This window comes from Chryseobacterium sp. HNCC26DJ240 (assembly GCF_057180485.1).
Genome location: NZ_JBXUGK010000001.1, coordinates 434859 through 461562 on the forward strand (window position 1 = coordinate 434859; position 26704 = coordinate 461562).

Here is a 26704-nt window from a genome sequence, read left to right on the forward strand (position 1 = left end):
TATGGCAAAAACAATAGAAATTTCAGTTGAAGAAAAATTGAGAGCTTTATACGATCTACAGATCATTGATTCCAGATTGGATGAAATCCGAAATACAAGAGGAGAATTGCCAATCGAAGTGGAAGATCTTGACATCGAAATCGAAGGCCTTGAAAAAAGAGCTGAAAAATTTCATGCTGAAATTAAAGAACAAAACGATCAAATCAATACTAAAAATGAGGTGATCAACCATGCAAGATCTTTAATTGAAAAATACAAATCTCAGCAGGATAACGTAAGAAACAATAAAGAATTTGAAGCTTTAGGGAAAGAAATCGAATATCAGGATCTTGAAATTCAGCTTTCTGAAAAAAGAATCAAAGAATTTGGTGCTAAAATCGGTCACAAAAACGAAACTCTTGATGAGTTGAATGCTAAGATTGAAGACCTTAAGAATCACCTTAAATTCAAAAAAGAAGAATTGGAAGGTTTGGTTTCTGAAACTCAAAAAGAAGAAGAATATCTTCTTGAGCAGTCTAAAGAATATGCTTCTAAAATCGATGACAGATTGCTGGCTTCTTACCATAGAATCAGAAACAACTCTGCCAACGGTCTTGCTGTTGTAGGTTTGGAAAGAGGTGCTCCGAAAGGATCTTTCTTCACCATTCCGCCACAAAAGCAAATGGAAATCGCTCAGAGAAAGAAAATCATCATCGATGAGCATTCAGGAAAAATTCTTGTTGACGACGAGTTGGTAAACGAAGAAATTGAAAGAATGAAATCTGTAATTAAGTTTTAATGCAGATTTTTAATAAAAATAGAAAAACGGCTTCAAATTTTGAAGCCGTTTTTTTTGATTATTTAATTGATGGAAAAAATTCCCCTACTCTGGAGGGGTGGCAAAAAATTGAAGATTTTTTGACGGGGTGGTTAGCGTTGCTATTTAAGATATATTATTTAAAATTCATCTCTATAACAAAAAAAACCGCCTCAAAAGAAGCGGTTTTACTTTTTAAGCCTGATGCTCATACATTTTATTATACAGATCAATAAATTTCTCTTTAATAGCCTTTCTCTTTAGCTTTAAAGTTGGCGTTAAAAGTCCTGCTTCAATGCTCCAAACTTCTGGTGTGAGTTCAATTTTTTTGATCTGTTCCCAACTTCCGAGATGCTCATTGATGTCATCCATTTCTTTTTTTATCCTTTCTTTAAGTTCTGCACTTGCGGCGATTTCTTTAGGTGTAGTTCCGATGCTGAGGTTGTTTCTCATCGCCCAGCTTTTTGCAAACTCAAAGTCGGGTTGTACCAAAGCGGTTGGCATTTTTTCGCCATCGCCAACAACCATAATTTGCTCGATGAATTTGGATGCTTTGGCTAAATTTTCAATCGTCTGAGGAGCAATATATTTTCCTCCGGAAGTTTTAAACATTTCTTTTTTACGGTCTGTAATCTGCAAAAATCCTTCACCGTCGATATGACCGATGTCTCCCGTTTTGAAAAATCCGTCTTCAGTGAATGTTTCTTTCGTTTGCTCTTCATTTTTAAAATAACCTTTAAAAACTGAAGGCCCTTTCACGGTAATTTCGCCGTCTTCCTGAATTTTTACTTTTAAATTATCCAAAGGATGTCCCACAGTTCCCACTTTCATTTTACCGAAAGAATTCACCGAAATTACAGGCGAAGTTTCTGTCAAGCCATACCCTTCCAAAATAGGAATTCCCGCATTCTGAAACATTAAATTTAATCTTGAAGATAAAGCTGCTGAACCTGAAACTAAAGTGATTATTTCGCCTCCCAAACCTTCTCTCCATTTCTTAAAGACGAGTTTGTCGGCAATAATTTCAGATAATCCCGATGGTTTTGAAACTGTTTTCTTTTTTTGAATTAAATCTAAAGCCCAGAAGAAAATTTTCTGTTTAAATCCTCCTGCTGAAGAACCTGTTGCATAAATTTTATCATACACTTTCTCTACCAGTCTTGGCACAACGCTCATGTAGTGAGGTTTTACTTCTTTCACGTTTTCGCCCATCTTTTCAATACTTTCAGCAAAATGAATGGAGAAACCGTTGTATTGGAAAAGATAAAACAACATTCTTTCGAAAATATGACAGATTGGAAGGAAACTCAAAACCCTCGTATCCTTATAATCTAAACTTTTTTTCCTAGGGATTCTTGGTATCGAGCCCAAGACATTTGAAACAATATTTTCATGCGAAAGGATAACCCCTTTTGGTTTTCCGGTGGTTCCGGAAGTGTAAATTATCGTCGCAACGTCATCAGGATTAATCGCTTTTGCAAGATCTTCTACCTCAATTTGTGTGGAATCGTCTTCGCCGAGGTCTAAAATTTCTCTCCAGTTGGCTGCTCCAGAAATCGCATCAAAGGTAAAAACTCCCTGTAAACTTGGGATGTTGTGTTTCACTTTCATTACTTTATCAAGCAACGCTTTGTCTGAAAGAAAACAGTATTTTATTTCGGCATTGGTAAAAATAAATTCATAATCCTCAGCAGAAATACTCGGATATACGGGTACGGAAATTACACCTATTTGTGATAGTCCCAAATCCATAATTGCCCATTCTGTACGGGAATTCGTGGTAATCAATGCGATTTTATCTCCAGGTTTTATGCCTAATTTTAATAACCCACGAGATATTTTGTTGGCTTCGTTTACAAACTCCTGAGTAGAAGTTTTTTTCCATTCGCCATTGTATTTTGTCACAAACATATCTGCCTTTGGATAGTTTTCCAAAGCATGCTGCGGTATATCGAATAATCTCTTGATTGTCATAATCCGTAAGTTTGATTTTAATAATTTTAAATATAAGGATTTTTTTTTACTGTCAAACTTTCTTTTTGATGAAAGGAAATTTCAGCAAAAATCAGATTCTTTATTTATCTTTTAATAATTGATCTTTAATCTTTAATTACAGTCATTATTAAGGCTAAACTGTGATTAATTTTAAAAATTTTCATATTTGCCCAAAAAGTGTAAATTAGCGACCATATAATTCAAATTTTTATGGACTTTAATTTATCAGAAGAACAGCTGATGATTCAGCAGGCAGCGAGAGATTTTGCACAGAACGAACTATTACCTGGCGTAATTGAAAGAGATCGTGACCAAAAGTTTCCTGCCGAACAAGTAAAGAAAATGGGGGAAATGGGGCTTCTTGGGATGATGGTAGACCCACAGTACGGTGGAGCAGGAATGGATAGCGTGTCTTACGTTTTGGCAATGGAAGAAATTGCTAAAGTAGATGCTTCTGCAGCCGTGGTAATGTCTGTAAACAACTCTTTGGTATGCGCAGGTCTTGAAAAATTTGCTTCTGAAGAACAAAAAGTAAAATATCTTACACCTTTAGCAAGCGGAGAAGTAATTGGTGCTTTTGCATTATCGGAGCCTGAAGCCGGGTCTGATGCTACTTCGCAGCAAACAACTGCTGTAGACAAGGGAGATCATTATTTATTAAACGGTATCAAAAACTGGATTACCAACGGTGGTACTGCAACTTATTATATCGTAATCGCACAGACTGATCCTGAGAAAAAACACAAAGGAATCAACGCATTTATCGTAGAAAAAGGATGGGAAGGTTTTGAAATCGGTCTTAAAGAAGATAAACTGGGAATCAGAGGAAGCGACACACATTCTTTACTTTTCAATAACGTAAAAGTGCCTAAAGAAAACAGAATCGGTGCAGACGGATTCGGATTCAACTTTGCTATGGCTGTTTTGAATGGTGGTAGAATCGGGATTGCTTCTCAGGCTTTAGGAATTGCTTCAGGAGCTTATGAATTGGCTTTAAAATATGCTAAAACCAGAAAAGCTTTCAAAACTGAAATCATTAATCATCAGGCAATTGCTTTCAAATTAGCAGATATGGCAACCAGTATTACTGCGGCTAGAATGCTTTGTTTCAAGGCTGCTGTAGAAAAAGATGCAGGAAAAGACATTTCTGAAAGTGGAGCAATGGCTAAGCTATATTCTTCGCAGGTTGCGATGGATACTACGATTGAAGCTGTTCAGATTCACGGTGGATATGGTTATGTGAAAGAATACCATGTAGAAAGAATGATGCGTGATGCAAAAATCACTCAGATTTACGAAGGAACATCTGAGATTCAGAAGATTGTAATCTCGAGAAGTATCTCAAAATAATCTTTCTTTATATAAAATAGCAAAGGCTTTCAGAATTTCTGAAAGCCTTTGCTGTAACTAAACACAAACTTTTATATAAAATTATGGTCAATTGATTAACCGATAATTGCGGTGCAAAAATACAAATCAAATTTCAATTATTCTCATTGAAACATTAAAATTTAATTAAAATTATTCTGCAGGCTTCTCAATATTCTTGTTTCTGTTCTTTTTGTAGAAATAATATGCAATTCCAATAATTAAGAACAAAGGCCAAAATGGAACAAAAAATAATAAAATTCCCGTCAGAACATCCCAACCCGAGCCAATTCCTGAAGAAAACTTACCTCCGAAACTGTCAGGTTTTGAAGCGACTGCAGCAGCATTTTTCTCGTTTCCATACAAAGTAATTTCAATATCGCATTTGGTGTTCGGGTAAAACTGATCTCCTGAACTGTCGATGGTTTTGTCGATCACATTTCCCAAATTGTCACTCACATCTTCCACAAAATATTCAAATTTATCTAATGGAATCTGAATTTTTAGGTAAGCAGTTCTTGTGTCGTCGTTGTTTCTGCTGATGTTTTCGCTTTTCAGGCTACCGTCGTATTTTCTGAGCTGATCTTCGATATAATTTTTTGCTCCGTAAGTATCGTCAACACCAATTTCAAGATTGGCTGTTTTCTTTAAAGCATATTTGGGTTCAGTTTTAGGTTTGTCAGGATTGTTTTTATAAATGATTTTAGTTTCCTTAATCACTTTTGGTGCGGGAACATTCACTACAATTTTCTCTTCTTTTTTCTTGACAGAATCTTTATCAACAGTTTTAGATTCAAATTTCACATTTGAAATTTTTTCGCCTAAAGAATCTACAGAAGAAGCCGTTTTTTCAAATTTATCTTTTAAATCCTGTGAAGTCTTATCAAAATCTTTGATTTTTACCTGCGCAGAATCCAAAGCAGCTTCAGTTTCGTTTTGAATTTTCTCTGCTTTATCGGAGATTTCTGTAAAACTGCTGTCGGCAGATTTTATGGTTTCACTTAGGGATTGCTTAGTTCCATCTCCCTTTTTACACATAATAAATGTACTTGATAATGCAAGTAGCAGAATAGCTTTTTTCATAACGGTTAATTTTGTTGATGTAAAGCTACCGTGCAATTTTTTGTAATGTTTGTAAAGGAAATGTTTTGTAGGTGTAAAATTTTAATTATTTGATTTTAAGTATTTTGTAAAATTATTTATGCTGTTTTACAAGAAATTTTTAATAAAAAATCTACTGTTAAAATATTAAAAGTGGTTATGGGATCTAAAAAATGATGAATGTCCGTAATTAGTAATAACTTAGTTTATGATAGTTTGTTTGTCATTGACTACGTCGAATCTTCGATTTCTGTAGGAATCTAAACTATTTTAAGTGACTGCTGATTTTTGGATTACGGTCAAAAACTGACACTCTTAAAAAAAATAATATTATTTTCTTAACAATGATTTTAATTTGCTGATTTAATTGAAATGTAATAAAATTCATAAAAAAATCCGCAGAAAAACTTCCACGGACTGTATTTAAAAACTTAAAACATTTCTATTTAAGCATTCTGAAACTCACTGATAAAATGCAGTTTCACATTCGGGAATTTTTCCTGCGTCATGTGAATTGTGAAAGAAGAATCGGCTAAGAAAACCAATTGGTTGTATTTGTCTCTTGCCAAAAATCGCTGCTTCAGTCTTGCAAATTCCTTGAACTCATCAGACTTTTCGTCAGCCTCAATCCAGCAAGCTTTGTGCATGGAAAGTTGCTCGTAAGTACATTTTGCACCGTATTCATGCTCCAGACGATATTGAATAACTTCGTACTGAAGCGCTCCAACGGTTCCAATGATTTTTCTGTTGTTCATTTCAAGCGTAAATAACTGAGCAACGCCTTCATCCATCAACTGGTCAATTCCTTTCGCCAGTTGTTTTGCCTTCAACGGATCGTTGTTATTGATATATCTAAAATGCTCCGGAGAGAAACTTGGAATTCCTTTGAAACTCAGTTTTTCGCCTCCCGTCAAAGTATCGCCAATTCTGAAACTTCCGGTATCGTGAAGTCCGACAATGTCTCCAGGGAAACTTTCGTCAACCACTTCTTTTTTATCCGCAAAGAATGCGTTCGGAGATGAGAATTTCATCTTTTTGCCTTCTCTTACCAACAGATAATTTTCATTTCTTTTAAATGTTCCTGAAACAATTTTTACGAAAGCCAGACGGTCTCTGTGTTTCGGATCCATATTAGCGTGAATTTTGAAAACAAATCCTGTAAAAGTACTTTCCTCAGGCTTCACCAAGCGGGTGTCACTTTCCTTAGGCTGTGGCATAGGAGCAATGTCGATAAATGCATTCAGCAATTCGCGTACACCAAAATTATTCAACGCTGAACCGAAGAAAACCGGTTGCAAATCGCCGTTCATATAATCTTCACGGCTGAATTCAGGGTAAACAGATTGAATTAAATCCAATTCTTCTCTTAGATTTTTTGCTGCCTTTTCGCCAATTACTTCATCAATCGCAGTATCATTAATGTCATCAAACTTAATTGCATCGCCAACTTTCTGTTTTTTCTCCTCCAAAAACAGCTGAATATTGTCTTCCCAGATATTATAAATTCCCTGAAAATCAGCTCCCATACCAATAGGCAAAGAAAGCGGACAAACAGTTAATCCCAATTTCTGCTCAACTTCATCCAGTAAATCAAAGGCATCTTTACCTTCACGGTCAAGCTTATTGATGAAAACCAACATTGGGATGTTTCTCATTCGGCAAACTTTTACCAATTTCTCAGTCTGTTCCTCAACCCCTTTTGCAACGTCGATGACAACAATTACAGAATCTACGGCAGTCAAAGTTCTGTAGGTATCTTCGGCAAAATCTTTGTGACCAGGAGTATCCAAAATATTGATTTTGTGATCTCTGTATTCAAAAGCCAACACGGAAGTCGCGACCGAAATCCCTCTCTGTCTCTCAATTTCCATGAAATCGGAGGTAGCTCCTTTCTTTATTTTATTGGATTTTACAGCACCTGCTTCCTGAATTGCACCTCCGAAAAGTAGTAACTTTTCTGTAAGAGTGGTTTTTCCGGCATCGGGGTGAGAAATAATTCCGAAGGTTTTTCTTTTTTCTATTTCTTTGATTAAGTCTGACATATCGTATTTTGAATTTGCAAAAATCGTGAATTTTATCGGATTCTGAAAATCGGATTTTTCATTTCGTTTGAACCACAAAAGTCACAAAAGATTTAGGTAGTTCTTAAAAAGCTGATCACTTTGAAAATACAAGTTCAAAAAAGGTTTGAGAATAAATTTTTGAAAGTTTTATTGCAAATGCATTTGACACATAAGTCAAATAGATTTGTCATTATTTCTTATAAAAAGAACACATAAGATTAAAAATCAAAGATTTTTGTATGGGAGTGGAAATTAAATTTTGACAGGTTGGAGTTGTTGATTTTTTACGAACCACGAAGTGGTTCAATGTGAATAGCCGTGGGTGAAACCCATGGGAAAGAGATACACCGTAGAATCAGAACCACGGAGTGGTTCACTAATAATGCATAACAACAGAGCCACTGATTGATTCGCTAATTTTCCGCAAATGAAAATTATATTTATTTCTAAATGATCTAAAAACTCAAACCTCGCTCAGCTTTTTTAAATTTGATTTTTTCTTCAGAAAATACGCCAGTCCTAATCCGATGAAAACCATGGCGGCACTGAATGGGAAAATGAATTGCATTCCAAAAAAATCTGCGACACTACCGATGATTGGGCCTGCTACACCGAGAGAAATATCAATGAAAAGCCCGTAACCCGCCAAAGCAGAGCCCTGGTTTGATGGAGCAACACTTTTGATGGCCATCACTCCTAATGCCGGGAAAATTAATGAAAATCCTAATCCCGTAACACCTGCTCCAATTAAAGCAATTTGTGCATTCGTGGCAAAAGCAATAAGTAAAAGTCCTATAGTTTCTACAAAAAGACAGGCAATCGCCACTTTTATTCCGCCATAATTATTGATTACATTACTGAAAACCAATCTTCCGGCAACGAATAATCCACCAAAAACACTTAAACATAATGCGCCATTGTTCCAATGAAAATGATTGTAATATAGAGTGATAAATGTCGAAATACTTGCAAAACCGATTCCTCCTAAAGCCAGGCAAACGCCAAACGGAGCTACTTTCCCTAAAACTTTCCAGAAAGACTGGGTTTCTTTTTGATTATCGTTGGTTTTATTCTCCTTTGTTTTAGCAAAAAAATATCCTAAAATCCCTAAGATGATGGAAAGAATTCCGATTCCATAAAGACTGAATTTCTGTTCGATTATAATTCCCAAAGAAGCACCAATCGCCAATGCTCCATAACAGGCAACTCCATTATAGGAAATAATTTTTGCGGTATGTTTTTCTCCTAACGCCATGATTGCCCAGTTGATTGGGCTTGCGCCTACCAAACCTTCTGCACAACCCGTTAATAATCGTGTGATGATTAAAAAACCTAAACTTAAAACCGGGGAAAATTTAAAATAATAAGCCAAAATCAGAAAAATTCCTGTGGTGGAGAAACCAATCATGCTCAATAAAACTGCGGGTTTCGGGCCTTTTCCGTCAATCATTTTACCTGAATAAGCTCTCAGAAAAAACGTGGAGATATATTGTAAACTAATCACCATCCCCGCCACCAAAAGACTGAATCCTAAATTTTTACTGATGAAAATGGGAAGGACTGAAAGCGATAAGCCGATAATAAAGTATCCTACAAAAGTGAAAGAAACATAACTTATCAGTTGTAAATTAAGGTTTTTAGGCTGATTTAATGCGGAATCCATGTGAATTGAAAAATTAAGCTGCAAAGATAGTTTGATTAAACTTCATATTGAAGCAATTGCGATAGATATAAAAAATAATTGATTTAAGATTGAATCCGTAGGCAAGCTCAGGATGACATTTGCGATTTGAAATTATTTTTTTTCATTAAATCAATTATCTTTGCTTCGTTTAAAAAAAACAGACTTTATGGAGCAATCACGTTACGCGAAATATATTTTTGACTGGATGGGAGGCCTGATCCTCTTTTTAGGATATATTGGAGGAAGCATGTTTTCAATCATTGCCGGAATTGCAGGAAAAGTTATTTTCAAAATTGATTTTATGCAGAAACCATGGTTTTTAATGATTTCAAATGCTGTTGTATTTTGTCTGATGATTGCGGCTTTTGATTTTTTAATCGTCCGCCAAAAAACAGGTAAGAAACTCAATTTCAATTTTTCAACAACTAATTTTTCAACATACCTTCTCATTTTTCCGATGATGTTTGGAATGATGCTGGTTGGTGAATTTATCACTTCCCAAATTCCAACAACAGGACCTTTTTTCGGAGACTTTTATGAGTTTTTTGAAGATTTAATGGCAAATCTTGTCAACGATCAAGCCATAATGATTATTACAGCAGTGATTATGGCACCCATTTTTGAGGAAATTATTTTCAGAGGAATTATGCTGAAAGGAATGACCAACAACGGAGTAGAACCTTGGAAAGCGATTGTAATTTCAAGCATTTTATTTGGTTTGATTCATGGAAACCCGTGGCAATTTGTGGGAGCTACGCTTTTGGGTTGCGTTTTGGGACTGGTGTATTATAAAACAAAATCTCTGCTTTTGCCTATGCTTTTGCATGGTTTCAACAATCTTTGTTCAGCAGTTTTAATTTTTTATACCCAAAAAGAAAGTTTCGCAGAAGCTTTTGATATTTCAGAATGGATGCTTTTGGGAATTGGGATTGTGCTTTTCTCAATATTCTTCTATTTATTTACCTTTCGAAATAAAATTAGGTATTCTGAAGCTTAAAATTTTTAAACATATAAGTCACATAAGTTTAGTTTAAAATTAGTGCGGATATCTTAGAGCACATTAGTGAAAAATCTTTGATTTTTCAAACTTCGAAACTTTTAAATACCTAATCATTCAAGACCTACAAAAATCTTTGATTTTTCCTCTTATGTGATCTAAAATATGCTCAAACATCAAAAAATCTCTAATGTGACTTATGTGTCACAAAAAAATTATAATTCATAAAAATTCGGGTTAATAAAATAAAATGGAAATATTAGTAGCCACACACAATCTTCATAAGAAAGAAGAAATTCAGCAGATTTTAGGAGATCAGTTTATTATTAAAAGTTTAGCAGATTATGATTTGCATGATGAAATTGTTGAAGATGGAGATTCTTTCAATGCCAATGCTTTGATCAAGGCCAAATATTGTTTCGAAAAAACAGGAATTCCAAGTTTGGGAGACGACAGCGGTTTGGTTGTGGAATCTTTAGACGGAAGACCGGGAATTTTTTCTGCCCGTTACGCCGGAGATCATGATTTTGCAAAAAACATTGAAAAAGTTTTAGGTGAAATGGAAAATGTAGAAAATAGAAAAGCTTATTTCATAACAGTTTTATGCTATTATGATGAAAACGGGGCTCAATATTTTGACGGCAGAGTTCACGGAAATTTGATTCATGAAAATAAAGGTCATCAAGGTTTTGGTTACGATCCGATTTTTATTCCTGAAAATCACGAAATTACTTTCGCAGAAATGAATCCTGAAGATAAAAATAAAATCAGCCACAGAAAACAGGCTTTGGATTTGTTTCTTGAGTTTTTGAAAGATTAGGTTAAGGTTAAGGTTAAGGTTAAGGTTAAGGTTAAGGTTAAGGTTAAGGTTGGTCGACATTGGGCATCAATTTTCTTTTTTATCTCAGCCTCAACCTTTGCTTCAATCTCACTCACATCCTCAACCTTTTGTTGTACATTTGCTTTAATAAACTATTGATTTGAGTACTTATTTAACAATATTAGGCTTTAATTCGGCTATTCCAACGGTTAATACAGCACCAACGGCGCAGCTTCTGGAAATGGAAGAGCGTTGTTTTCTCATCGATTGCGGCGAGGGAACTCAGGTACAGCTTAGAAAAGCAAAAGCAAGATTTTCAAAAATTAATCATATTTTTATTTCGCATCTTCATGGAGACCATTGTTTTGGTTTGCCAGGTTTGATTGCGTCTTTCAGACTTTTAGGAAGAGAAGTTCCCCTGCATGTTTATGGTCCGAAAGGAATAAAAAAAATGTTGGAAACCATATTTACCATGACCGAAACGCATCGTGGTTTTGAAGTTGTCTATCATGAATTGGATAAGGATTATTCCGAGAAAATTTATGAAGATAATAGAGTGGAAGTCTACACAATTCCGCTTGATCACAGGATTTATTGCAACGGATATTTATTTAAAGAGAAACCAAAAGAACGGCACATTAATATGGAAGAAGTTTCAAAATATTCAGAAATTGAAACCTGCGATTACCATAATTTAAAAGCCGGAAAAGATTTTGTTTTGAGTGATGGATATGTTCTTAAAAACGAAATTCTGACCACTGAACCTGCTCTTTCCGTTTCTTATGCGTTTTGCAGCGATACAAGATATTTGGAATCTGTAATTCCGATTATTAAAAATGTGACGGTTTTGTATCATGAAGCTACTTTTTTACATGATTTAAAGGAAATGGCAGATTATACAGGTCATACAACAGCTTTGGAAGCTGCGACAATTGCCAAAAAAGCAGAAGTGGGAAAACTTATTTTGGGCCATTTTTCAAACCGTTACAATGATTTAACCGTTTTCACAGACGAAGCAAGGCAGATTTTCCCGAATTCTTATCTTCCAAAAGCTTTAGAAGCTGTAAAAATTTAATCTTAACCTTAGCCTCAACCTTACGAGAATGAAGTTGACTTTTTCAGAATTAAAAGATTTTCTTGACGAAAAAGCGGATGTTTACAATAATCCGGATTTTATAAGTGATGATCCGCTTCAGATTCCGCATCGGTTTTCATTGAAACAGGATATTGAGATTGCCGGTTTTTTAGCGGCAACCATTTCTTGGGGAAACAGAAAGTCAATTATTAAGTCAGCGGAGAAAATGTTAGAAATTATGGGGAATTCACCTTATGATTTTGTTTTAAATCATTCTGAAACTGATTTAAATTTAATTAAAGATAAAAGCATTCACAGAACTTTTAACGGAGAAGATTTCGGTTATTTTATTTCGAGGTTTAAAGAAATTTATGCTGAAAATGATAGTCTTGAAAATCTGTTTCTTATTAACGATGGTGAAAGTAATTTTCAGCATTCCATTGAAAGATTCAGGCAGAAATTTTTAGGAATTGAAAAACACAGAACGCATAAACATGTGAGTTCGCCTTATAAAAATTCATCCTCAAAAAGAATCATCATGTTTTTAAGATGGATGACTAGAAAAGATCATCGTGGTGTAGATTTGGGGATTTGGGAAAATATTGATCAGAAATATTTGTCGATTCCATTAGACGTTCACACCGGTAATATTTCCAGAAAATTGGGATTGTTAAAACGTACACAAAACGATTGGAAAACGGTAGAAGAATTAGATTTAATAATAAGGAAATTCGATGATAAAGATCCTGCAAAATATGATTTTGCTTTGTTCGGTCTTGGAGTCACTAAGGAATTTTAACAAACTATTTAACGTCATCCTGCGCTTGCCGAAGGATCAAATCTTTAAAAATGAAAACACCACACGAAAAAATAGAGTTTTTAGAACAATTGGCCGATGGGATAACTTCTTGGATTGGTTCAATTTCTTCTTTAATTATTCATACTCTACTTTTCTTGACATCATTTCTGCTTCCTGTTTTTGGAGTGGTAGATTTTGATAAAATGCTTTTGGTTTTAACGACTGTTCTTTCTCTAGAGGCAATTTATCTTTCAATTTTAATTCAGATGTCCGTCAATAAAAGCCACGAAAAAATTGAAGATATTCAGGAGGATATCGAAGAAATTTCTGAAGACATTGAAGATATTCAGGAAGATTTGGAGGAAATCAGTGAAGATATTGAGGAGATTTCTGAAGATCTGGAAGAGATCAGTGAAGATATTGAAGACATTCAGGAAGATATTGAAGAAATCAATGAAGATGAAGACGAAGAAGATCACAATGAAAGAGCCAAAAAAGCAATTCTAAAAAGCAACGTGAGTTCAAATAAAAATGAAATTAAATTTTTAAAAGACAAAATAGCTGAACTTCAAAATATGATTGATGAACTGAAAAAAGATTGATTACTTATGAAGCAATATAGCTTTAGACGGAGGTAATTGATGTATTTCTCGTTTTTTATTCACATTAGAATAGAATTAAAATTTGATTAAAAAAGGACTAATTCTTTATATTTTTGGTAATAATATACACTTTAATGTATTTTAAATCAATAAAATTTGGTATTTTTGGACAAACAATCTGAAAATGTTAAATTATAGATCAAAAAACTATCTTTTATTTTTACTCTTGATTCTTTTTTCTTTGCAGCTTCATGCACAAAAAGCAAGGAAAGTTTTGCCTGAAAAAAAGAGTGCAGAAAGTATGAAAGCAGGCGCATTTATAGATGTAAATGTTGCTTCTTATACTCCAAGTGGCTACACCATTGATCAGTTGGTTAGAAATGTATTGATTTCCGGAGGCTCTTCATGTGCCCCACCCAATGTCAGCAATGTCACGGTTTCACCAAACCAGCTTCATACAGATACAGAAAGAGCCTGGGGATATTTTCATAAAGGCACTACCAATTTCCCTTTTCAGGATGGGATTGTACTCGTTACAGGTAAAGCAAGAAGAGCTGGTAACGTTTTGGAAGGCGGTTTGGGCGACCCAGTACCTGGATCTACAGGTAGTGACCCAGATTTAGTTGCGGCAATTAATCCGGCAGCTGGTCTTCACGATGCTGTTTTTATAGAATTTGATTTCGTTCCGAATAATTCGCAGATTAATTTTAATTATTTGTTTGCTTCAGAGGAGTACACATCAGGTTATCCTTGTGGAGTTTTCTCTGATGGTTTTGCTCTTTTATTAAAGCCAAATACACCAGGTTCTACCTACACCAATATGGCTATCTTGCCAGGTGGTAATGGGCCTGTAAGTGTTACAAATATAGTACCCGGGGGAGTGGGTTTTGCTTGCGGACCAATAAATGCGGCCTATTTCGGCGGTCTGAATACTTTGAATATTGAAACTAATTTTAATGGCCGTACTATTCCGTTAACTGCAACTGCAACAGTTACGCCTGGTCAGTCTTATCATTTTAAAATGGTACTGGCAGATGCATCAGATCCTGGATTTGACTCTGCAGTATTTATACAGGGTGGATCATTTGATCTTGGAATGACCATAGTAGACCCAAGTGGAAATCCTGTTCCGGAAAGCATTAATGTTTGTGATAATACACCTACCATACTGATAGCTCAGATAACCGCTCTTCCTGGTACTACATACCAATGGTTTTTGGATGGAGTACCTATTCCTGGTGCTACTACAATGACGTATACAGCTACCACTCCGGGAGTGTATACGGTTCAAGTTACAGTTCCTGGGGCAACTTGTCCGGCTGAAGCTCAGGTAACCATTATAGGTGGTACAAGTCCAGTGGTGCAAAACGCAACTTTAAAGCTTTGTTCTACACCAAGTAATTTCACATTTAATTTAGATTCTGCTAAGCCTTTGATCAGTACCACAACTGGAGCTGTATTTAAATTTTATCTTTTACAGGCTGATGCAGTTGCAGGAAACGCAAATAATATCACTGCAACAACAGCATTCAACGGAACGGATGGGCAGATAATTTATGTAAATGTTTCAAACGGGGCATTTTGTTCTAAAGTAGCAACACTTACGCTTAGAAAAGAAGAAACCCCTGTGGCAACAGTTACAGCTCCGAAAATCAAAATATGTAATGGTGAGTCTGTTGTTCTTACTGCTGCTGGCGGTGTAACGTATCAGTGGGGAGATACTTCTGTATCAGGAGCAATCCGTACGGTGAGCCCAACTGCAACGACTACTTATACAGTTTATGCCATCGGAGCTCAGGGTTGTAAATCTCTTGTGCCTGCAAGCATTACGATTGAAGTTGTTCCTGCAATTACTTCAAAACTAACTGGCGGATGGATTTGTAATGGTGATAACATTACACTTGATGCGGGTGCGGGTCCTAATTACACATACCAGTGGAGCAATGGCGCTACTACCCAAACTATTACTGTGGGAGCAGGAGGTACTTATGGTGTGACAATCTCCAACGGCGTTTGTTCTAGACTTTACACAACTGAAGTGAAGATTGCAGTTCCTCCAACCATTACTAATATTGACTACAATAATGATAATATCACTATTTCAGTAAGCAATCCTAGCAACGGAGCATTAGAATATTCTTTGGATAATGGATTAACTTGGCAAAATTCAAATACTTTCACCAATGTTCCTAAAAACACGTTGGTTTTCATTAAAGTTAGAGTAAAAACTACAAGTTGTGTTGGCTCTCTTGAATATTATACTTTCAATATGCAGAATGTAATCACTCCAAACGGTGATAATGTAAATGATATGATTGATTTCAGAGGTGTGGCAGGTAATAAAAACTTTACAGCTCAGGTATCAGACAGGTATGGAAGAGTGGTTTATAAATACGAAAATATAAGACCTTACTGGGATGGTTATTTCCAGGGTAAGAAATTATCTACTGCGTCTTATTGGTATCAGATTACTTTTGAAGATCCTGCAAGTAAGCAGACAACTGTAAAAACAGGATGGATTTTATTGAAAAACTTTGAGTAAAATTTAATTAAATATGATAAAAGCCGGCAAAAATGTCGGCTTTTTTGTTTTTATTAAAGTAAAAGTTTCGTTATCAGTATTTTGTAAAATTAAACTTATAGCAATATTCGTTAAATGACTGAAAAAAAAATGCTATTTTTGTTGAAAATAATATAAAAATGATCATTAGAAGTACAAGAAATTTATTTTTGGCTCTATTAATTATACTCACCTCGAATGTTTTGTTTTCACAGAACAGAATGAAGCCTGTTTTGCAGAAAGCTTCTTCTCAGACAATGAAAGCAGGAGCATTTATTGATGTTAATACAGCGAATTATCCGCAGTCCTCATTCAGTATCACACAGTTGGTAACCAATGTTTTGATTGCAGGTAATACTACATGTACGACTCCGAATGTAAGTAATGTGGTCGTATCACCAAATTTATCTACAAGCGATCCTAACAGAAGTTGGGGGTATTTTAATAAAGGTACAACCAATTTTCCTTTCAGTAATGGTATTGTGTTGACAACCGGTTATGCAGCGAGAGCAGGAAATACCTTTCAATCGGGTCAGTTGAGTAATTCTCTTCCTACTCAGGATGATGCAGATTTGGCAGCTGTTCTTAATTTGCCTCCAGGGGCTTTAAAAGATGCCTCTTATATTGAATTTGATTTTGTACCTACTGCCAATACTGTTTCTTTCAGATATTTATTTGCATCTGAAGAATATGAAGGCAATTTTCCATGTACTATTACGGATGGTTTTGCACTTTTGTTAAGACCAGTTTCGGGGGGAGCTTACACTAATCTTGCTGTTTTGCCGGGAGGAGCAGGGCCAGTAAGTGTTACGAATATCATTCCTGCATCATATCCTTGCGGTCCAAAAAATGCCCAGTATTTTGGAGGTCAGAATACAGCCAATATAGAAACTAATTTCAGCGGAAGAACAGTTCCTCTAACGGCAACTGCTACCGTGGTGCCTGGTCAGGCTTATCATTTTAAAATGGTTTTAGCTGATTACCAAGATTCAGCTTATGATTCAGGGGTATTTTTAGAAGCCGGATCTTTCGATATCGGAGTTCAGATTCTCGGCTCGAATGGAGTGCAATTACCCGCATCAATCAATGTTTGTGATAACGCACCGCAGACTTTTACAGCTTCTGTACAAAATCCTAGTGCTACTTACCAATGGTTTTTTAACAATGCTATAATTCCTGGAGCCACTAATGCTTCTTACACAGCATCACAGCCAGGAGTGTACAAAGTTGAGGTAACTTTTCCGGGAAGTTCCTGTCCTGGTACAGCAACTGTTACGATAGTTGGTGGAACTACTCCTACCACGCAAAATACCACACTTACTGCTTGTTATGCTCAGGGAAATGCGATATTTAATTTAAATAATGCCAACGCTGCGATAAGTACAACGCCTGGGGCAACCTTTACATACTACGTGAATCAAGGTGATGCAAATGCCGGAAATTCAAATACAATTCAGACTCCTACTGCATATCCAAGTGCAGGAAATCAGACCGTTTATGTTTTGGTAAAAAATGGTTTCTGTTCAAAAGTTGCTCAGTTACTATTGGTGAAAGCTCCCGAAATTACAGCTAATATTGCTCAGCCTTCAGTATTAACCTGCACAAATTCTCAGATTACCTTAAACGGGTCTACGTCTGTATATCCTGCAGGTTCCACATTTGCCTGGACAACTACTGGTGGAAATATCGTTTCAGGAGGTAATACTTTGAATCCGGTTGTTAATGCAGCTGGAACTTATACTCTTACAATTTCAAATACCTATCAGCCAGGTAATCTTACTTGTTCATCAGTTTCAAGTGTAACTGTAACAGGAGACAGCGCGCCACCTTCACCTACTTTAACGGCATCTAAAATTCAGATTTGTTTAGGTGAATCTGTAATTCTTACTGCTGGAGGAGGAGTAACATATAATTGGGCAACGTTACCTGGAAATGGAAGTACTCAGACAGTGAGTCCTACCACTACTACCACATATTCTGTTACGGCGGTAGGAGCGAATGGTTGTCCGTCTGCAAATCCTGCAACGATTACAATTGAGGTTTCTCAGCCAATAACAGTTCAAAATGCATCTTTATTAAAATGCTACTCACCAAACGGAATTGTTTATAATTTAACAGATGCTCAGCCACAGATTACAACAGCTGGCACCGCTACGTTTGCATACTATCTTCTTCAGGCAGATGCCAACCAGGGAAATAACAATACAATTAATCCGCCTACTGCTTTCACTAGTGCCGGAAATCAAACTATTTATGTTCTTGTTAAAAATGGGGCATGTTCATACGTGGTAACGCTGCAGTTACAAACGACAGCTGTCACTACGCTTAATATTGCTGCACCCGGAACAATCACCTGTACAACACCTCAGATAACATTGAATGCTTCCGGTTCAACGATTCCAACCGGCTCTACAATTGCATGGACGACTACCGGTGGAGGAAATATAGTTTCAGGTGGAAATACTTTAAATCCTGTTGTAAATGCAGGAGGAACCTATACTTTAACGGTTTCAAATACAACACAGCCAGGAAATCTTACCTGTACATTTACTTTGAGTGTGACTGTAGTTCAAAATACCACTGCTCCTACAACTACGATATCTACAAACCTTCCGCAGATCTGTCCGGGAGAATCTGTTACTCTTACGGCATCAGGTGGTGCCACCTATATTTGGACGGGATTACCTGGAACAGGAAATACTCAGGTTGTTTCGCCAACGGTGACAACTCCTTATACTGTGACAGCGGTGGGTGCCAACGGGTGTATTTCTGCTCAACCTGCTACAATTACAATAACTGTGGGGCCTCCGACACCATTTTTAGTTGCATCAAAAACAAAAATTTGTGCAGGTGAATCTGTTACGCTTACTGCATCGGGAGGTGTTACCTATAATTGGGGAACTTTACCGGGTAATGGAAATACGCAGGTTGTAAGCCCAACTACTACAACTACCTACCAAGTGATTGCTTTGGGAGGAAATGGTTGTACTACTAATATTCCGGCAACAATCACTATTGAAGTTGTTCCAGCGATTGTTTCTACTCTTAAAGATGTATATGTTTGTGCTGGCGATACAGGAATTTTAGATGCAGGTGCAGGACCAAACTATACTTATATCTGGAGCAATGGCGCTACATCGCAGACGATTTCTACGAATGTTCCCGGAACTTATTCAGTAACGATTAGTAATGGAACCTGTTCAAGAGTTTACACAGCTCAACTTCTTAATCCGCAATTACCACAGTTTACAAACATTAGTTTTGCTGATCATATCCTGACTGTAACAGCAACGAATCCTAACAACAGTGTTCTGGAATATTCGATTGATAACGGTGTAACGTGGCAGACCTCTAATATTTTCTACAATGTTGATAATAACATGAGCTACAATATCAGAATCAGAAATAAAGATGCAGATTGTAGTAATTTTATCGAGTTTTATACTTTTGTGGTTATCAATGCTATTACTCCAAATCGAGATGGTATTAATGAAGGTGTAGATTTCAGCGGCATAAGCAAGTACAATAATTTTGCAGCTTCGATATTTGACCGTTACGGTGCTGAAATTTATAAAGCTTCAAAATCTGCTCTTACATGGGATGGTACATTGAGAGGAATGAATATTCCGACAGGAACCTACTGGTATAAGGTGCAATGGGAAAACCCTGCAAGCAGGAAAATGGAGATGAGAAACGGATGGATCTTGGTAAAAAACAGAAACTAAATAATTAATAACCTTTCACCTGAAAGGTTATTTTTTTTGATAAAATAGTTAAATATTAATGTGTTTTAGATAAAAAAAAATTAAATTTGTTGAAATGAAAAAATATATGAAGCAATCTTTACTACTATTATTTTTTGGTTTGATGGCTGTGAATCTTACTGCACAGAAAATTTCACCCAGAAAACCTCAGAAAGAACAATCCTCACAAGCTTCCCATAAAGCAGGTGCTTTTATAGATGTGAATGTACCTACGTATCCAGAGTCAGCTTATACTCCACTACAATTGGTTAGAGATGTTTTGGTGTCTTCAGGGCCAGGGTCTTGTTTCGTTCCGAATATTTCAAATGTTACAGTTACTCCTGCTACAACGGCTACTCAGGCAGACAGAGCTTGGGGATATTTTCACAGAGGAACGACCAATTTTCCTTTCAAAGATGGGATTGTATTATCTACCGGATTTGCAAGAAAAGCAGGAAATACTTTGGAAGGGCTTTTACTTGATAACAATCAGGGAGGAAGTGATGCTGACTTGGCAACTGCGCTTGGTGTAGCTGGAACGCTTACCAATGCAGCAATATTAGAATTCGATTTTGTACCTACAACTTCTCAGATTAAATTTAATTATTTACTCGCCTCAGAAGAATATACAGGAAGTTTCCCTTGTGACTATGCGGATGCCTTTGCATTGTTACTGAGACCTGTAGGAAGTACAGCACCTTATCAGAATATGGCTGTTTTGCCTGGTGGAGCAGGTCCTGTAAGCGTTACCAATATTCGTCCGAATATTCCGGGATATTGCGGGGCGGTTAATCCAACATACTTTGCAGGATATAATACAGCAAATATTGAAACTAATTTTTATGGAAGAACGATTCCTCTGGAAGCAACAGCTAATGTAACTGCAGGAATTCCTTATCATTTTAAAATGGTTATTGCAGATTTTGGTCCTTTTGGAGCAGACAGTTCTTATGATTCTGCAGTATTTTTAGAAGGTGGATCATTTAATATTGGAGTGGAGCTTCAAGATCCAAGCGGTGCAGTAATTCCTTCAGATATTAATGTTTGCGACTTGGTGCCAACTGTAATTAATGCTTCTGTAAACAGCCCAAATATGACCTATCAGTGGTTTTATAATGGAACTGCGATTCCTGGAGCAACTTCTACATCGATTACGGCTATCAACCCTGGAACCTACACAATTGAAGTGTCTCTACCTGGAAATCCTTGTCCAGGAACAGCAACTGTTACAATTCACGGAGGATCTACACCATTGGCGCAGGATGCAACATTGCTCTTGTGTACAACACCGGATATTACAACTTTCGATTTGACCAATTCAAAAGCATTGATCAGTCCTACCACAGGAGCTAATTTCAGATGGTATGTGAATCAGGCAGATGCTTTGGCATTTAATAATAATTACATTCAGACTCCATTAAATTATAATGGAGCTAATGGTCAGATTTTATATGCAGTAGTTTACGGTGCGGAGTATTGCAGAAAAATGGTAGAACTTACTTTAGCTAAAGAAACAAGACCGGTAGCACAAGTTACTACGCCAAAAATCAGAGTCTGTGCAGGTGAAACGGTTACACTTACTGCATCTGGAGGTACAACTTACAACTGGGTGAACTTCCCTGGAAACGGCAATACCCAGTCAGCAACCATATTCCAGACTACTACTTTTGAAGTTTATGCATTGGGAGCTTTGGGATGTCAGTCTTCACTTCCTGCAAAAGTTACTGTGGAAGTGGTTCCTCAGCCTACAACACCTCTTCTTGATGTTGAAATGTGTATTGGTGACAAAATAGTATTGGATGCTGGAGCAGGATCTGGATACAGTTATCTTTGGAATACAGGCGCAGAAACTCAACAGATCACCGTTGATCAATTGGGAATCTATACAGTAACCATTAATAATGGAATCTGTTCAAAAACTTTTGAAGTAAAAGTATTTGCAGCAGCAACACCATTCTTCACACAGTTAAGCTATGAAAACAATACGATTACTGCGACAGCTACAATTCCTAATATCAACAATATCCCGAGAGTCGCAGAATATTCTTTAGACGGAATTGCATGGCAGGATTCAAATGTATTTCCTAATCTTTTAGACAATACAACTTATACACTTTACGTAAGAACGAAAGGAACAACTTGTGTTGGAACAGTAGAATTCTTTACACTTCACATCAGCAATGTGATTACGCCAAACCAAGATGGGGTAAATGATGTGATTGACCTTTCATCATTGGGTAATTTCAAAAACTTCAAAGGTTCTATCTATGACAGATACGGAAGTGAAATGTTTAGATTCACTAAAGAAAACCCTATCTGGAACGGAACTATAGGAGGTAAAAGATTGCCTACCGGAACGTATTGGTATAAATTCAACTTTGAATACAATAAAACCAAAACTCAGATGAATACCTCGGGGTGGATCATGCTGAAAAACAGAGAGTAATTCTTTGTTACATCATACAAAAATGCCTTCAGATTTTTCTGAAGGCTTTTTTTTTTGGTATATATTTTATTGATTGTCTTTCCAAAGTTTAGTAAAAGAAATAAAGTCGGCAACGCTCAATTCTTCCGCCCTTTTATCTAAAAACTCATGCGTTTTCAACGCTTCAGGAATCTCAAGAACTTTCAGTGCGTTTGAAAGTTTTTTTCTTCTTTGGTTAAATCCTGCTTTTACGATTTTTTTAAAAAGAATTTCATTTCCTGCCAAGCCTTCCTTAGGATTTCTCGTCAGTTTTATTACTCCGGATTTCACCTTTGGTGGAGGATTAAAAACATTCTCATGTACCGTAAACAGATAGCTTACATCATAATATGCCTGTATCAAAACAGAGAGAATTCCGTAGTCTTTGGTACGCGGAACAGCTGCCGTTCGTTCCGCAACTTCTTTCTGAAACATTCCTACCATCTCGGGAATCATTTCATAATAATCAATTATTTTAAAAAGAATCTGAGAAGAAATATTGTACGGGAAATTCCCGATAATTGCAATTTCTTCGTTGTTCAGAAAAGCAAAATCCTGTTTCAGAAAGTCACCTACAAAAGTTTCTTCGGTTGTTTTCTCATAGTTCTTCTTCAGATATTCAATAGACTCCTGATCTATTTCTGCGAGATAGATTTTTTGGTCTTTGTCGAGAAGATATTTCGTTAAAACGCCCATTCCCGGACCCACTTCCATAATGTTATCATAGTTTTCGAAACTTAATCCTTCAACTATATTTTTTGCGATATTCTCGTCGGTCAGGAAATGTTGGCCGAGATGTTTTTTTGCTCTTACACTCAAGGTATTTATGATTTTGTTAACAGTGAAAATGAATTTTTCGGGTCAAATTTCGGAAGATTTTTTCTATTTTAGCCAAAAATTTTATTCTTAATGGCAAGGACGGCAGACGATTTTAATAAAAACAGGCTTAGATCGAGTAATATTACCGTGGTCGTAAGTATTGCATTAGTGCTTTTTTTGTTGGGGTTAATGGGATTGATCGTGATCAACGCAAAGAAGTATTCAGACTATTTAAAAGAGCAGTTAGTAGTAAATGCCTTTTTTGATCAGAACTACGATCCAAAAGATTCATTGAAAATTGCTAAAAATGAGGAAGAAGCATTAAAAAAGATTCAAGCTATTACAGCTGTAAAAAAAGCAGTCTATATTTCCAGAGACAGAGCGGTGGAAGAAGCCAGAAAAAGTATGGGCGTTGATACCAATGGTATTTTTGAGGAAAATATTTTTCCTGCCTCTGTTGAGGTGACAATAAAGCCTGAGTTTACAGATTCTTTAAAGATAAATGAGGTTCTGAAACAATTAAAAACAGTACCCGGAATCGTTGATGTCAATAATGATACAGACGCCCAGAAGGTTTATACCGGTCTGAATAAGGTTTTAAAATGGATTTTAGGCTTTTCTTTGATATTTTTGGTTTTAGCAATTGTATTGATTAACAACTCTATCAGACTCAAAATTTTCTCAAGAAGATTTATTATTAAAACCATGCAGCTTGTAGGTGCTAAAAGAAGATTTATCCTGATACCATTTATAAAAGAAGCTGTTATTCTGGGCTTGATTGGCGCTGCAATAGGTCTGTTGGCAGTATCAGGAATTTGGTATTTTTTCACAAGAATGATCGAAATGCCATTTGTACAGGATACAACTGAATATTTCTGGCTGGCACTGGGCGTTTTATTTGTTGGAATATTTATTTCCATCATGAGTACGATCATCGCAACATGGAGATTCTTAAAATCAAACGTAGACGACTTATATTATTCATAAATAATGAGCAAAAAAACAACAAAGTTTTCCGCTTCCGATTTTGGAAAAGAAAACAAGACAACCGAAGAAAATACTTTTTATTTCGGTAAAGAAAACTATAAATGGATGCTCATCGGGCTGGCTTTCATCGTCGTTGGATTTCTCCTGATGATGGGTGCAGACGCCAACACAGTAGATGGTAAATTTGATCCGAATGTATGGAATGACGAAATATTTTCCATCCGCAGAATCAGAATAGCACCGCTGTTTATTGTGATTGGTTTTGCGATAGAAGTCTATGCAATTCTTAAAAGAAAAAATTAAACAGTCAGTCAACGTATAGAGAGTCAGGTAAATTGACTCAAACAAACAAAAGTCGGTTGCTCTGCAATTGACTTTTTGTATAATAAAGTTTTGGCAAAAAGTCACTCAAATTACACATTACCCATTACCCATTACTCATTAAAACATGGATTTATTTAAAGCAATCATCATTGCCATCATCGAAGGACTTACAGAATACCTTCCCATATCATCTACCGCACACATGGGCTTTACCGCCAGTTTAATGGGAATGGAAGAATCAGAATTCCTCAAAATGTTTCAGGTGTCTATACAGTTCGGAGCCATTTTATCGGTTGTAGTTGCCTACTGGAAAAAGTTTTTTGATCTCAAAAATCTTCAGTTGTATTACAAACTTACATTTGCAGTAATTCCCGCCTTGGTTTTAGGATATATTTTTGATGATATGATAGAATCTGTGCTGGGAAATCAGATTGCCATATCTGCCGTATTGGTTTTGGGTGGTGTCGTGTTGCTTTTTGCTGATCAATGGTTCAAAAATCCGGTCATTCACGACGAAAAAGAAATTTCAATCAAAAAAGCAGTTACCATAGGCTTTTGGCAATGTTTAGCCATGATGCCTGGAACCAGCCGAAGTGCCGCTTCCATCATCGGTGGGATGACGCAGAGTCTTTCCCGAAAAGCAGCAGCGGAGTTTTCGTTCTTTCTGGCAGTTCCTACAATGTTGGCTGTAACGGTTTATTCCGTTTTTGTGAAAACGTGGGGTAAAGGAACACCAACAGCCGCAAAAGGTTACGAAATGATTTTAGAATCTCAGGATCACATTACCATATTCATCATCGGAAATATCGTAGCATTCATCACCGCACTCATCGCAATCAAAGCATTCATCGGAGTTTTAAACAGATATGGCTTTAAACCTTGGGGCTGGTACCGTATTTTCGTGGGAGTTGCATTGTTGATTTATTTTTATTGGTTCAAATAATATTTTTCATTACTCATTACTCATTACTCATTACTCATTACCCATTGCTCATCACTCATAATAATTTGGGCAGCAATTTCCGCCTTCCGCTCCCGCTTTTTTGCCTCCGCTTCGCTGCAGCAAAAATAGCTCCGCTAAAGTCGGGCTGCGAGAAATCGAGGAACGAGATTCATCGATTCAAAGTGAAATAGAAAGTAAGAGATAGATTCGACGTAAAAAATATTGTAGTAATTTTGCATTTTATTGTATTTAAAAAAAAATCATTCGCCGATTACTCATTACCGATCACCTATTACTCATAAAAAATGACAGCCGAACAACTACAATCAGGATACATATTTTTATTAGACAAACCACTTGACTGGACTTCCTTTCAGGCTGTAAATAAGTTGAAATATAAATTAAAGCGTGAATTTAATCTTCCGAAAAAATTCAAAATCGGGCATGCCGGAACTTTAGATCCGAGAGCAACTGGTTTACTGATTGTCTGCACAGGAAAATTTACCAAAAAAATCCCTGAAATTCAGGATGCTCCGAAAGAATACTGGACAGAAATTAAAATCGGAGTTCAAACCGAATCCTACGACACCGAAAAACCCGAAATTCTACATCAGGATATTTCAGAAGTTACAGAACAAGCTGTCAATAATACTTTAAGTAAATTTTTAGGGGAAATAGACCAAAAACCGCCTGTTTTTTCAGCTTTAAAGATTGATGGGAAAAGAGCGTACGATTTGGCAAGAGCAGGTGAGGAAGTTGAAATGAAATCAAGAAAAACAACAATTCATTACATCAAAGACGTTGAAATTAAGTTTCCGTTCATCAGTTTTATGGTAGGGTGCTCAAAAGGAACTTATATCCGAAGTTTAGCGCACGATATCGGTCAGGAATTAGCCGTTGGGGCTTATCTAACCCAACTGAGAAGAACAAAAATAGGAGAGTACAGTGTTGAAGATGCAACTACAGAATTTTTGAATAACGAATACAGATTTGAGACGAATGAATAAATATTTGTTATCAATATTATTTGTCATCTTATCGCTGAAAACATTTTCTCAGGAAAAATCAAATAAGTTGGGACTGTTCGGAGTTGTGGAGGCAAATGTCGGTTTTGATGTCGCTGCCATGATTAAAGAAAGTCAGGTGACAAATGAATATGACAGGCAAAGGCTTGATCCTGGAAAATTTAATTACGGTTTTGCAGCACAGTTGGGATACCAACCTTTGAATTGGTTTGCATTGGGAACCGGTGTAAGATACAGTTATGTAGATCCCAATTTTCATGTGATCTACTGGACGGTTCAACCGTTCTTTATTGTCAGCAATCCAAAAGATGAAGAATTTACTTATATTTCTGCAAATTTTGGGACTCAAATTAATAAAACAGCTTCTGAAAATGCAAAACTTATAGGCCTTTCTTTCGGATTTTTCGAACCCATAACTAAGAATCTGGGAAATAAATTTCAGGTAAATCTTGAGGTTCAGAACTTTGATGGGAACAGTACGTTTTTTGTAGGTTTTTCATACGGAATTGCAATCTTCTCAAATAAGAAACTTTAAGAAC

21 protein-coding genes are annotated in these 26704 nt (G+C 36.3%); 16 read left to right on the plus strand and 5 right to left on the minus strand.

Annotated elements, in window-relative coordinates:
* The first annotated feature begins 1 nt into the window (after position 1).
* Positions 2-778, plus strand: a complete 777-nt coding sequence (locus tag AC2A1G_RS02035) for a zinc ribbon domain-containing protein (protein ID WP_484045291.1) — start codon at positions 2-4, stop codon at positions 776-778.
* A complete protein-coding gene (locus AC2A1G_RS02040) occupies positions 778-1032 on the plus strand; it encodes a hypothetical protein (protein ID WP_484045292.1) in 255 nt (84 codons plus the stop codon). The genes AC2A1G_RS02035 and AC2A1G_RS02040 overlap by 1 nt, the downstream gene beginning before the upstream one ends.
* Here AC2A1G_RS02040 and AC2A1G_RS02045 read toward each other — a convergent pair.
* A complete protein-coding gene (locus AC2A1G_RS02045; RefSeq protein ID WP_484045293.1) occupies positions 992-2770 on the minus strand; it encodes an AMP-dependent synthetase/ligase in 1779 nt (592 codons plus the stop codon). The two genes, AC2A1G_RS02040 and AC2A1G_RS02045, sit on opposite strands and share 41 nt — an antisense overlap.
* A gap of 231 nt (positions 2771-3001) precedes the next feature.
* Between AC2A1G_RS02045 and AC2A1G_RS02050 the strand changes: the two genes are divergently transcribed.
* The gene (locus tag AC2A1G_RS02050) at positions 3002-4141 is read left to right on the plus strand and encodes an acyl-CoA dehydrogenase family protein (protein ID WP_484045294.1); all 1140 of its coding nucleotides are present in this window, start codon (positions 3002-3004) and stop codon (positions 4139-4141) included.
* Between the two features lie 171 nt (positions 4142-4312).
* Here AC2A1G_RS02050 and AC2A1G_RS02055 read toward each other — a convergent pair whose 3' ends face one another.
* The 3 genes from AC2A1G_RS02055 to AC2A1G_RS02065 all read right to left on the minus strand — a co-directional run bounded on the left by AC2A1G_RS02055 (position 4313) and on the right by AC2A1G_RS02065 (position 8986).
* Positions 4313-5242, minus strand: coding sequence for a DUF4349 domain-containing protein (locus AC2A1G_RS02055; RefSeq protein WP_484045295.1), 930 nt, complete (start codon positions 5240-5242; stop codon positions 4313-4315).
* 464 nt (positions 5243-5706) lie between these two features.
* On the minus strand, positions 5707-7302 hold the full coding sequence (locus tag AC2A1G_RS02060; protein WP_484045296.1) for a peptide chain release factor 3: 1596 nt from the start codon (positions 7300-7302) through the stop codon (positions 5707-5709).
* A 484-nt stretch (positions 7303-7786) separates the two neighbouring features.
* Complete coding sequence (locus AC2A1G_RS02065) at positions 7787-8986, minus strand: MFS transporter (RefSeq protein WP_484045297.1); 1200 nt, start codon at positions 8984-8986, stop codon at positions 7787-7789.
* A gap of 187 nt (positions 8987-9173) precedes the next feature.
* Between AC2A1G_RS02065 and AC2A1G_RS02070 the strand changes: the two genes are divergently transcribed.
* The 8 genes from AC2A1G_RS02070 (at position 9174) to AC2A1G_RS02105 (ending at position 22049) form a co-directional block, all read left to right on the plus strand.
* Positions 9174-10004 (plus strand): lysostaphin resistance A-like protein, encoded by an 831-nt coding sequence (locus AC2A1G_RS02070; protein ID WP_484045298.1) that lies wholly within the window; start codon positions 9174-9176, stop codon positions 10002-10004.
* Between the two features lie 250 nt (positions 10005-10254).
* Positions 10255-10824: an RdgB/HAM1 family non-canonical purine NTP pyrophosphatase gene (gene rdgB, locus AC2A1G_RS02075; RefSeq protein ID WP_484045299.1), complete on the plus strand. Its 570-nt coding sequence runs from the start codon at positions 10255-10257 to the stop codon at positions 10822-10824.
* 160 nt (positions 10825-10984) lie between these two features.
* The gene (locus tag AC2A1G_RS02080; RefSeq protein ID WP_484045300.1) at positions 10985-11899 is read left to right on the plus strand and encodes a ribonuclease Z; all 915 of its coding nucleotides are present in this window, start codon (positions 10985-10987) and stop codon (positions 11897-11899) included.
* Between the two features lie 34 nt (positions 11900-11933).
* Positions 11934-12698 (plus strand): TIGR02757 family protein, encoded by a 765-nt coding sequence (locus AC2A1G_RS02085; RefSeq protein ID WP_484045493.1) that lies wholly within the window; start codon positions 11934-11936, stop codon positions 12696-12698.
* 50 nt (positions 12699-12748) lie between these two features.
* A complete protein-coding gene (locus AC2A1G_RS02090; protein ID WP_484045301.1) occupies positions 12749-13300 on the plus strand; it encodes a DUF1003 domain-containing protein in 552 nt (183 codons plus the stop codon).
* Between the two features lie 184 nt (positions 13301-13484).
* On the plus strand, positions 13485-15842 hold the full coding sequence (locus AC2A1G_RS02095; protein ID WP_484045302.1) for a choice-of-anchor L domain-containing protein: 2358 nt from the start codon (positions 13485-13487) through the stop codon (positions 15840-15842).
* Between the two features lie 158 nt (positions 15843-16000).
* Positions 16001-19585, plus strand: coding sequence for a choice-of-anchor L domain-containing protein (locus tag AC2A1G_RS02100; RefSeq protein ID WP_484045303.1), 3585 nt, complete (start codon positions 16001-16003; stop codon positions 19583-19585).
* A 94-nt stretch (positions 19586-19679) separates the two neighbouring features.
* Positions 19680-22049: a choice-of-anchor L domain-containing protein gene (locus AC2A1G_RS02105; protein WP_484045304.1), complete on the plus strand. Its 2370-nt coding sequence runs from the start codon at positions 19680-19682 to the stop codon at positions 22047-22049.
* A 66-nt stretch (positions 22050-22115) separates the two neighbouring features.
* On the opposite strand, the gene rsmA is transcribed toward AC2A1G_RS02105, so the two are convergent.
* A complete protein-coding gene (gene rsmA / locus AC2A1G_RS02110; RefSeq protein ID WP_484045305.1) occupies positions 22116-22886 on the minus strand; it encodes a 16S rRNA (adenine(1518)-N(6)/adenine(1519)-N(6))-dimethyltransferase RsmA in 771 nt (256 codons plus the stop codon).
* Between the two features lie 90 nt (positions 22887-22976).
* Here rsmA and AC2A1G_RS02115 point away from each other — a divergent pair, with 90 nt between their 5' ends.
* The 5 genes from AC2A1G_RS02115 (at position 22977) to AC2A1G_RS02135 (ending at position 26700) form a co-directional block, all read left to right on the plus strand.
* The gene (locus AC2A1G_RS02115; RefSeq protein ID WP_484045306.1) at positions 22977-23873 is read left to right on the plus strand and encodes a cell division protein FtsX; all 897 of its coding nucleotides are present in this window, start codon (positions 22977-22979) and stop codon (positions 23871-23873) included.
* 3 nt (positions 23874-23876) lie between these two features.
* The gene (locus tag AC2A1G_RS02120; RefSeq protein WP_484045307.1) at positions 23877-24176 is read left to right on the plus strand and encodes a DUF3098 domain-containing protein; all 300 of its coding nucleotides are present in this window, start codon (positions 23877-23879) and stop codon (positions 24174-24176) included.
* A 145-nt stretch (positions 24177-24321) separates the two neighbouring features.
* Entirely contained in the window at positions 24322-25140 is an 819-nt protein-coding gene (locus AC2A1G_RS02125; protein WP_484045308.1) for an undecaprenyl-diphosphate phosphatase, read from the plus strand.
* 305 nt (positions 25141-25445) lie between these two features.
* A complete protein-coding gene (truB, locus tag AC2A1G_RS02130; protein ID WP_484045309.1) occupies positions 25446-26147 on the plus strand; it encodes a tRNA pseudouridine(55) synthase TruB in 702 nt (233 codons plus the stop codon).
* Positions 26140-26700, plus strand: a complete 561-nt coding sequence (locus AC2A1G_RS02135; RefSeq protein WP_484045310.1) for a hypothetical protein — start codon at positions 26140-26142, stop codon at positions 26698-26700. Before truB ends, AC2A1G_RS02135 begins: the two co-directional genes overlap by 8 nt.
* The last annotated feature ends 4 nt before the right edge of the window (positions 26701-26704 follow it).

Excerpts from the sequence above, each read along its gene's own strand:
- AC2A1G_RS02045 (WP_484045293.1), bottom strand. The coding sequence starts at position 2,770 with ATGACAATCAAGAGATTATTCGATATACCGCAGCATGCTTTGGAAAAC.
- AC2A1G_RS02100 (WP_484045303.1), top strand. The coding sequence starts at position 16,001 with ATGATCATTAGAAGTACAAGAAATTTATTTTTGGCTCTATTAATTATA.
- AC2A1G_RS02095 (WP_484045302.1), top strand. The coding sequence starts at position 13,485 with ATGTTAAATTATAGATCAAAAAACTATCTTTTATTTTTACTCTTGATT.
- AC2A1G_RS02065 (WP_484045297.1), bottom strand. The coding sequence starts at position 8,986 with ATGGATTCCGCATTAAATCAGCCTAAAAACCTTAATTTACAACTGATA.
- rdgB (WP_484045299.1), top strand. The coding sequence starts at position 10,255 with ATGGAAATATTAGTAGCCACACACAATCTTCATAAGAAAGAAGAAATT.
- AC2A1G_RS02090 (WP_484045301.1), top strand. The coding sequence starts at position 12,749 with ATGAAAACACCACACGAAAAAATAGAGTTTTTAGAACAATTGGCCGAT.
- AC2A1G_RS02135 (WP_484045310.1), top strand. The coding sequence starts at position 26,140 with ATGAATAAATATTTGTTATCAATATTATTTGTCATCTTATCGCTGAAA.
- AC2A1G_RS02060 (WP_484045296.1), bottom strand. The coding sequence starts at position 7,302 with ATGTCAGACTTAATCAAAGAAATAGAAAAAAGAAAAACCTTCGGAATT.
- AC2A1G_RS02035 (WP_484045291.1), top strand. The coding sequence starts at position 2 with ATGGCAAAAACAATAGAAATTTCAGTTGAAGAAAAATTGAGAGCTTTA.
- AC2A1G_RS02050 (WP_484045294.1), top strand. The coding sequence starts at position 3,002 with ATGGACTTTAATTTATCAGAAGAACAGCTGATGATTCAGCAGGCAGCG.
- AC2A1G_RS02105 (WP_484045304.1), top strand. The coding sequence starts at position 19,680 with ATGAAAAAATATATGAAGCAATCTTTACTACTATTATTTTTTGGTTTG.
- AC2A1G_RS02120 (WP_484045307.1), top strand. The coding sequence starts at position 23,877 with ATGAGCAAAAAAACAACAAAGTTTTCCGCTTCCGATTTTGGAAAAGAA.
- AC2A1G_RS02070 (WP_484045298.1), top strand. The coding sequence starts at position 9,174 with ATGGAGCAATCACGTTACGCGAAATATATTTTTGACTGGATGGGAGGC.
- AC2A1G_RS02040 (WP_484045292.1), top strand. The coding sequence starts at position 778 with ATGCAGATTTTTAATAAAAATAGAAAAACGGCTTCAAATTTTGAAGCC.
- truB (WP_484045309.1), top strand. The coding sequence starts at position 25,446 with ATGACAGCCGAACAACTACAATCAGGATACATATTTTTATTAGACAAA.
- AC2A1G_RS02115 (WP_484045306.1), top strand. The coding sequence starts at position 22,977 with ATGGCAAGGACGGCAGACGATTTTAATAAAAACAGGCTTAGATCGAGT.
- AC2A1G_RS02055 (WP_484045295.1), bottom strand. The coding sequence starts at position 5,242 with ATGAAAAAAGCTATTCTGCTACTTGCATTATCAAGTACATTTATTATG.
- AC2A1G_RS02125 (WP_484045308.1), top strand. The coding sequence starts at position 24,322 with ATGGATTTATTTAAAGCAATCATCATTGCCATCATCGAAGGACTTACA.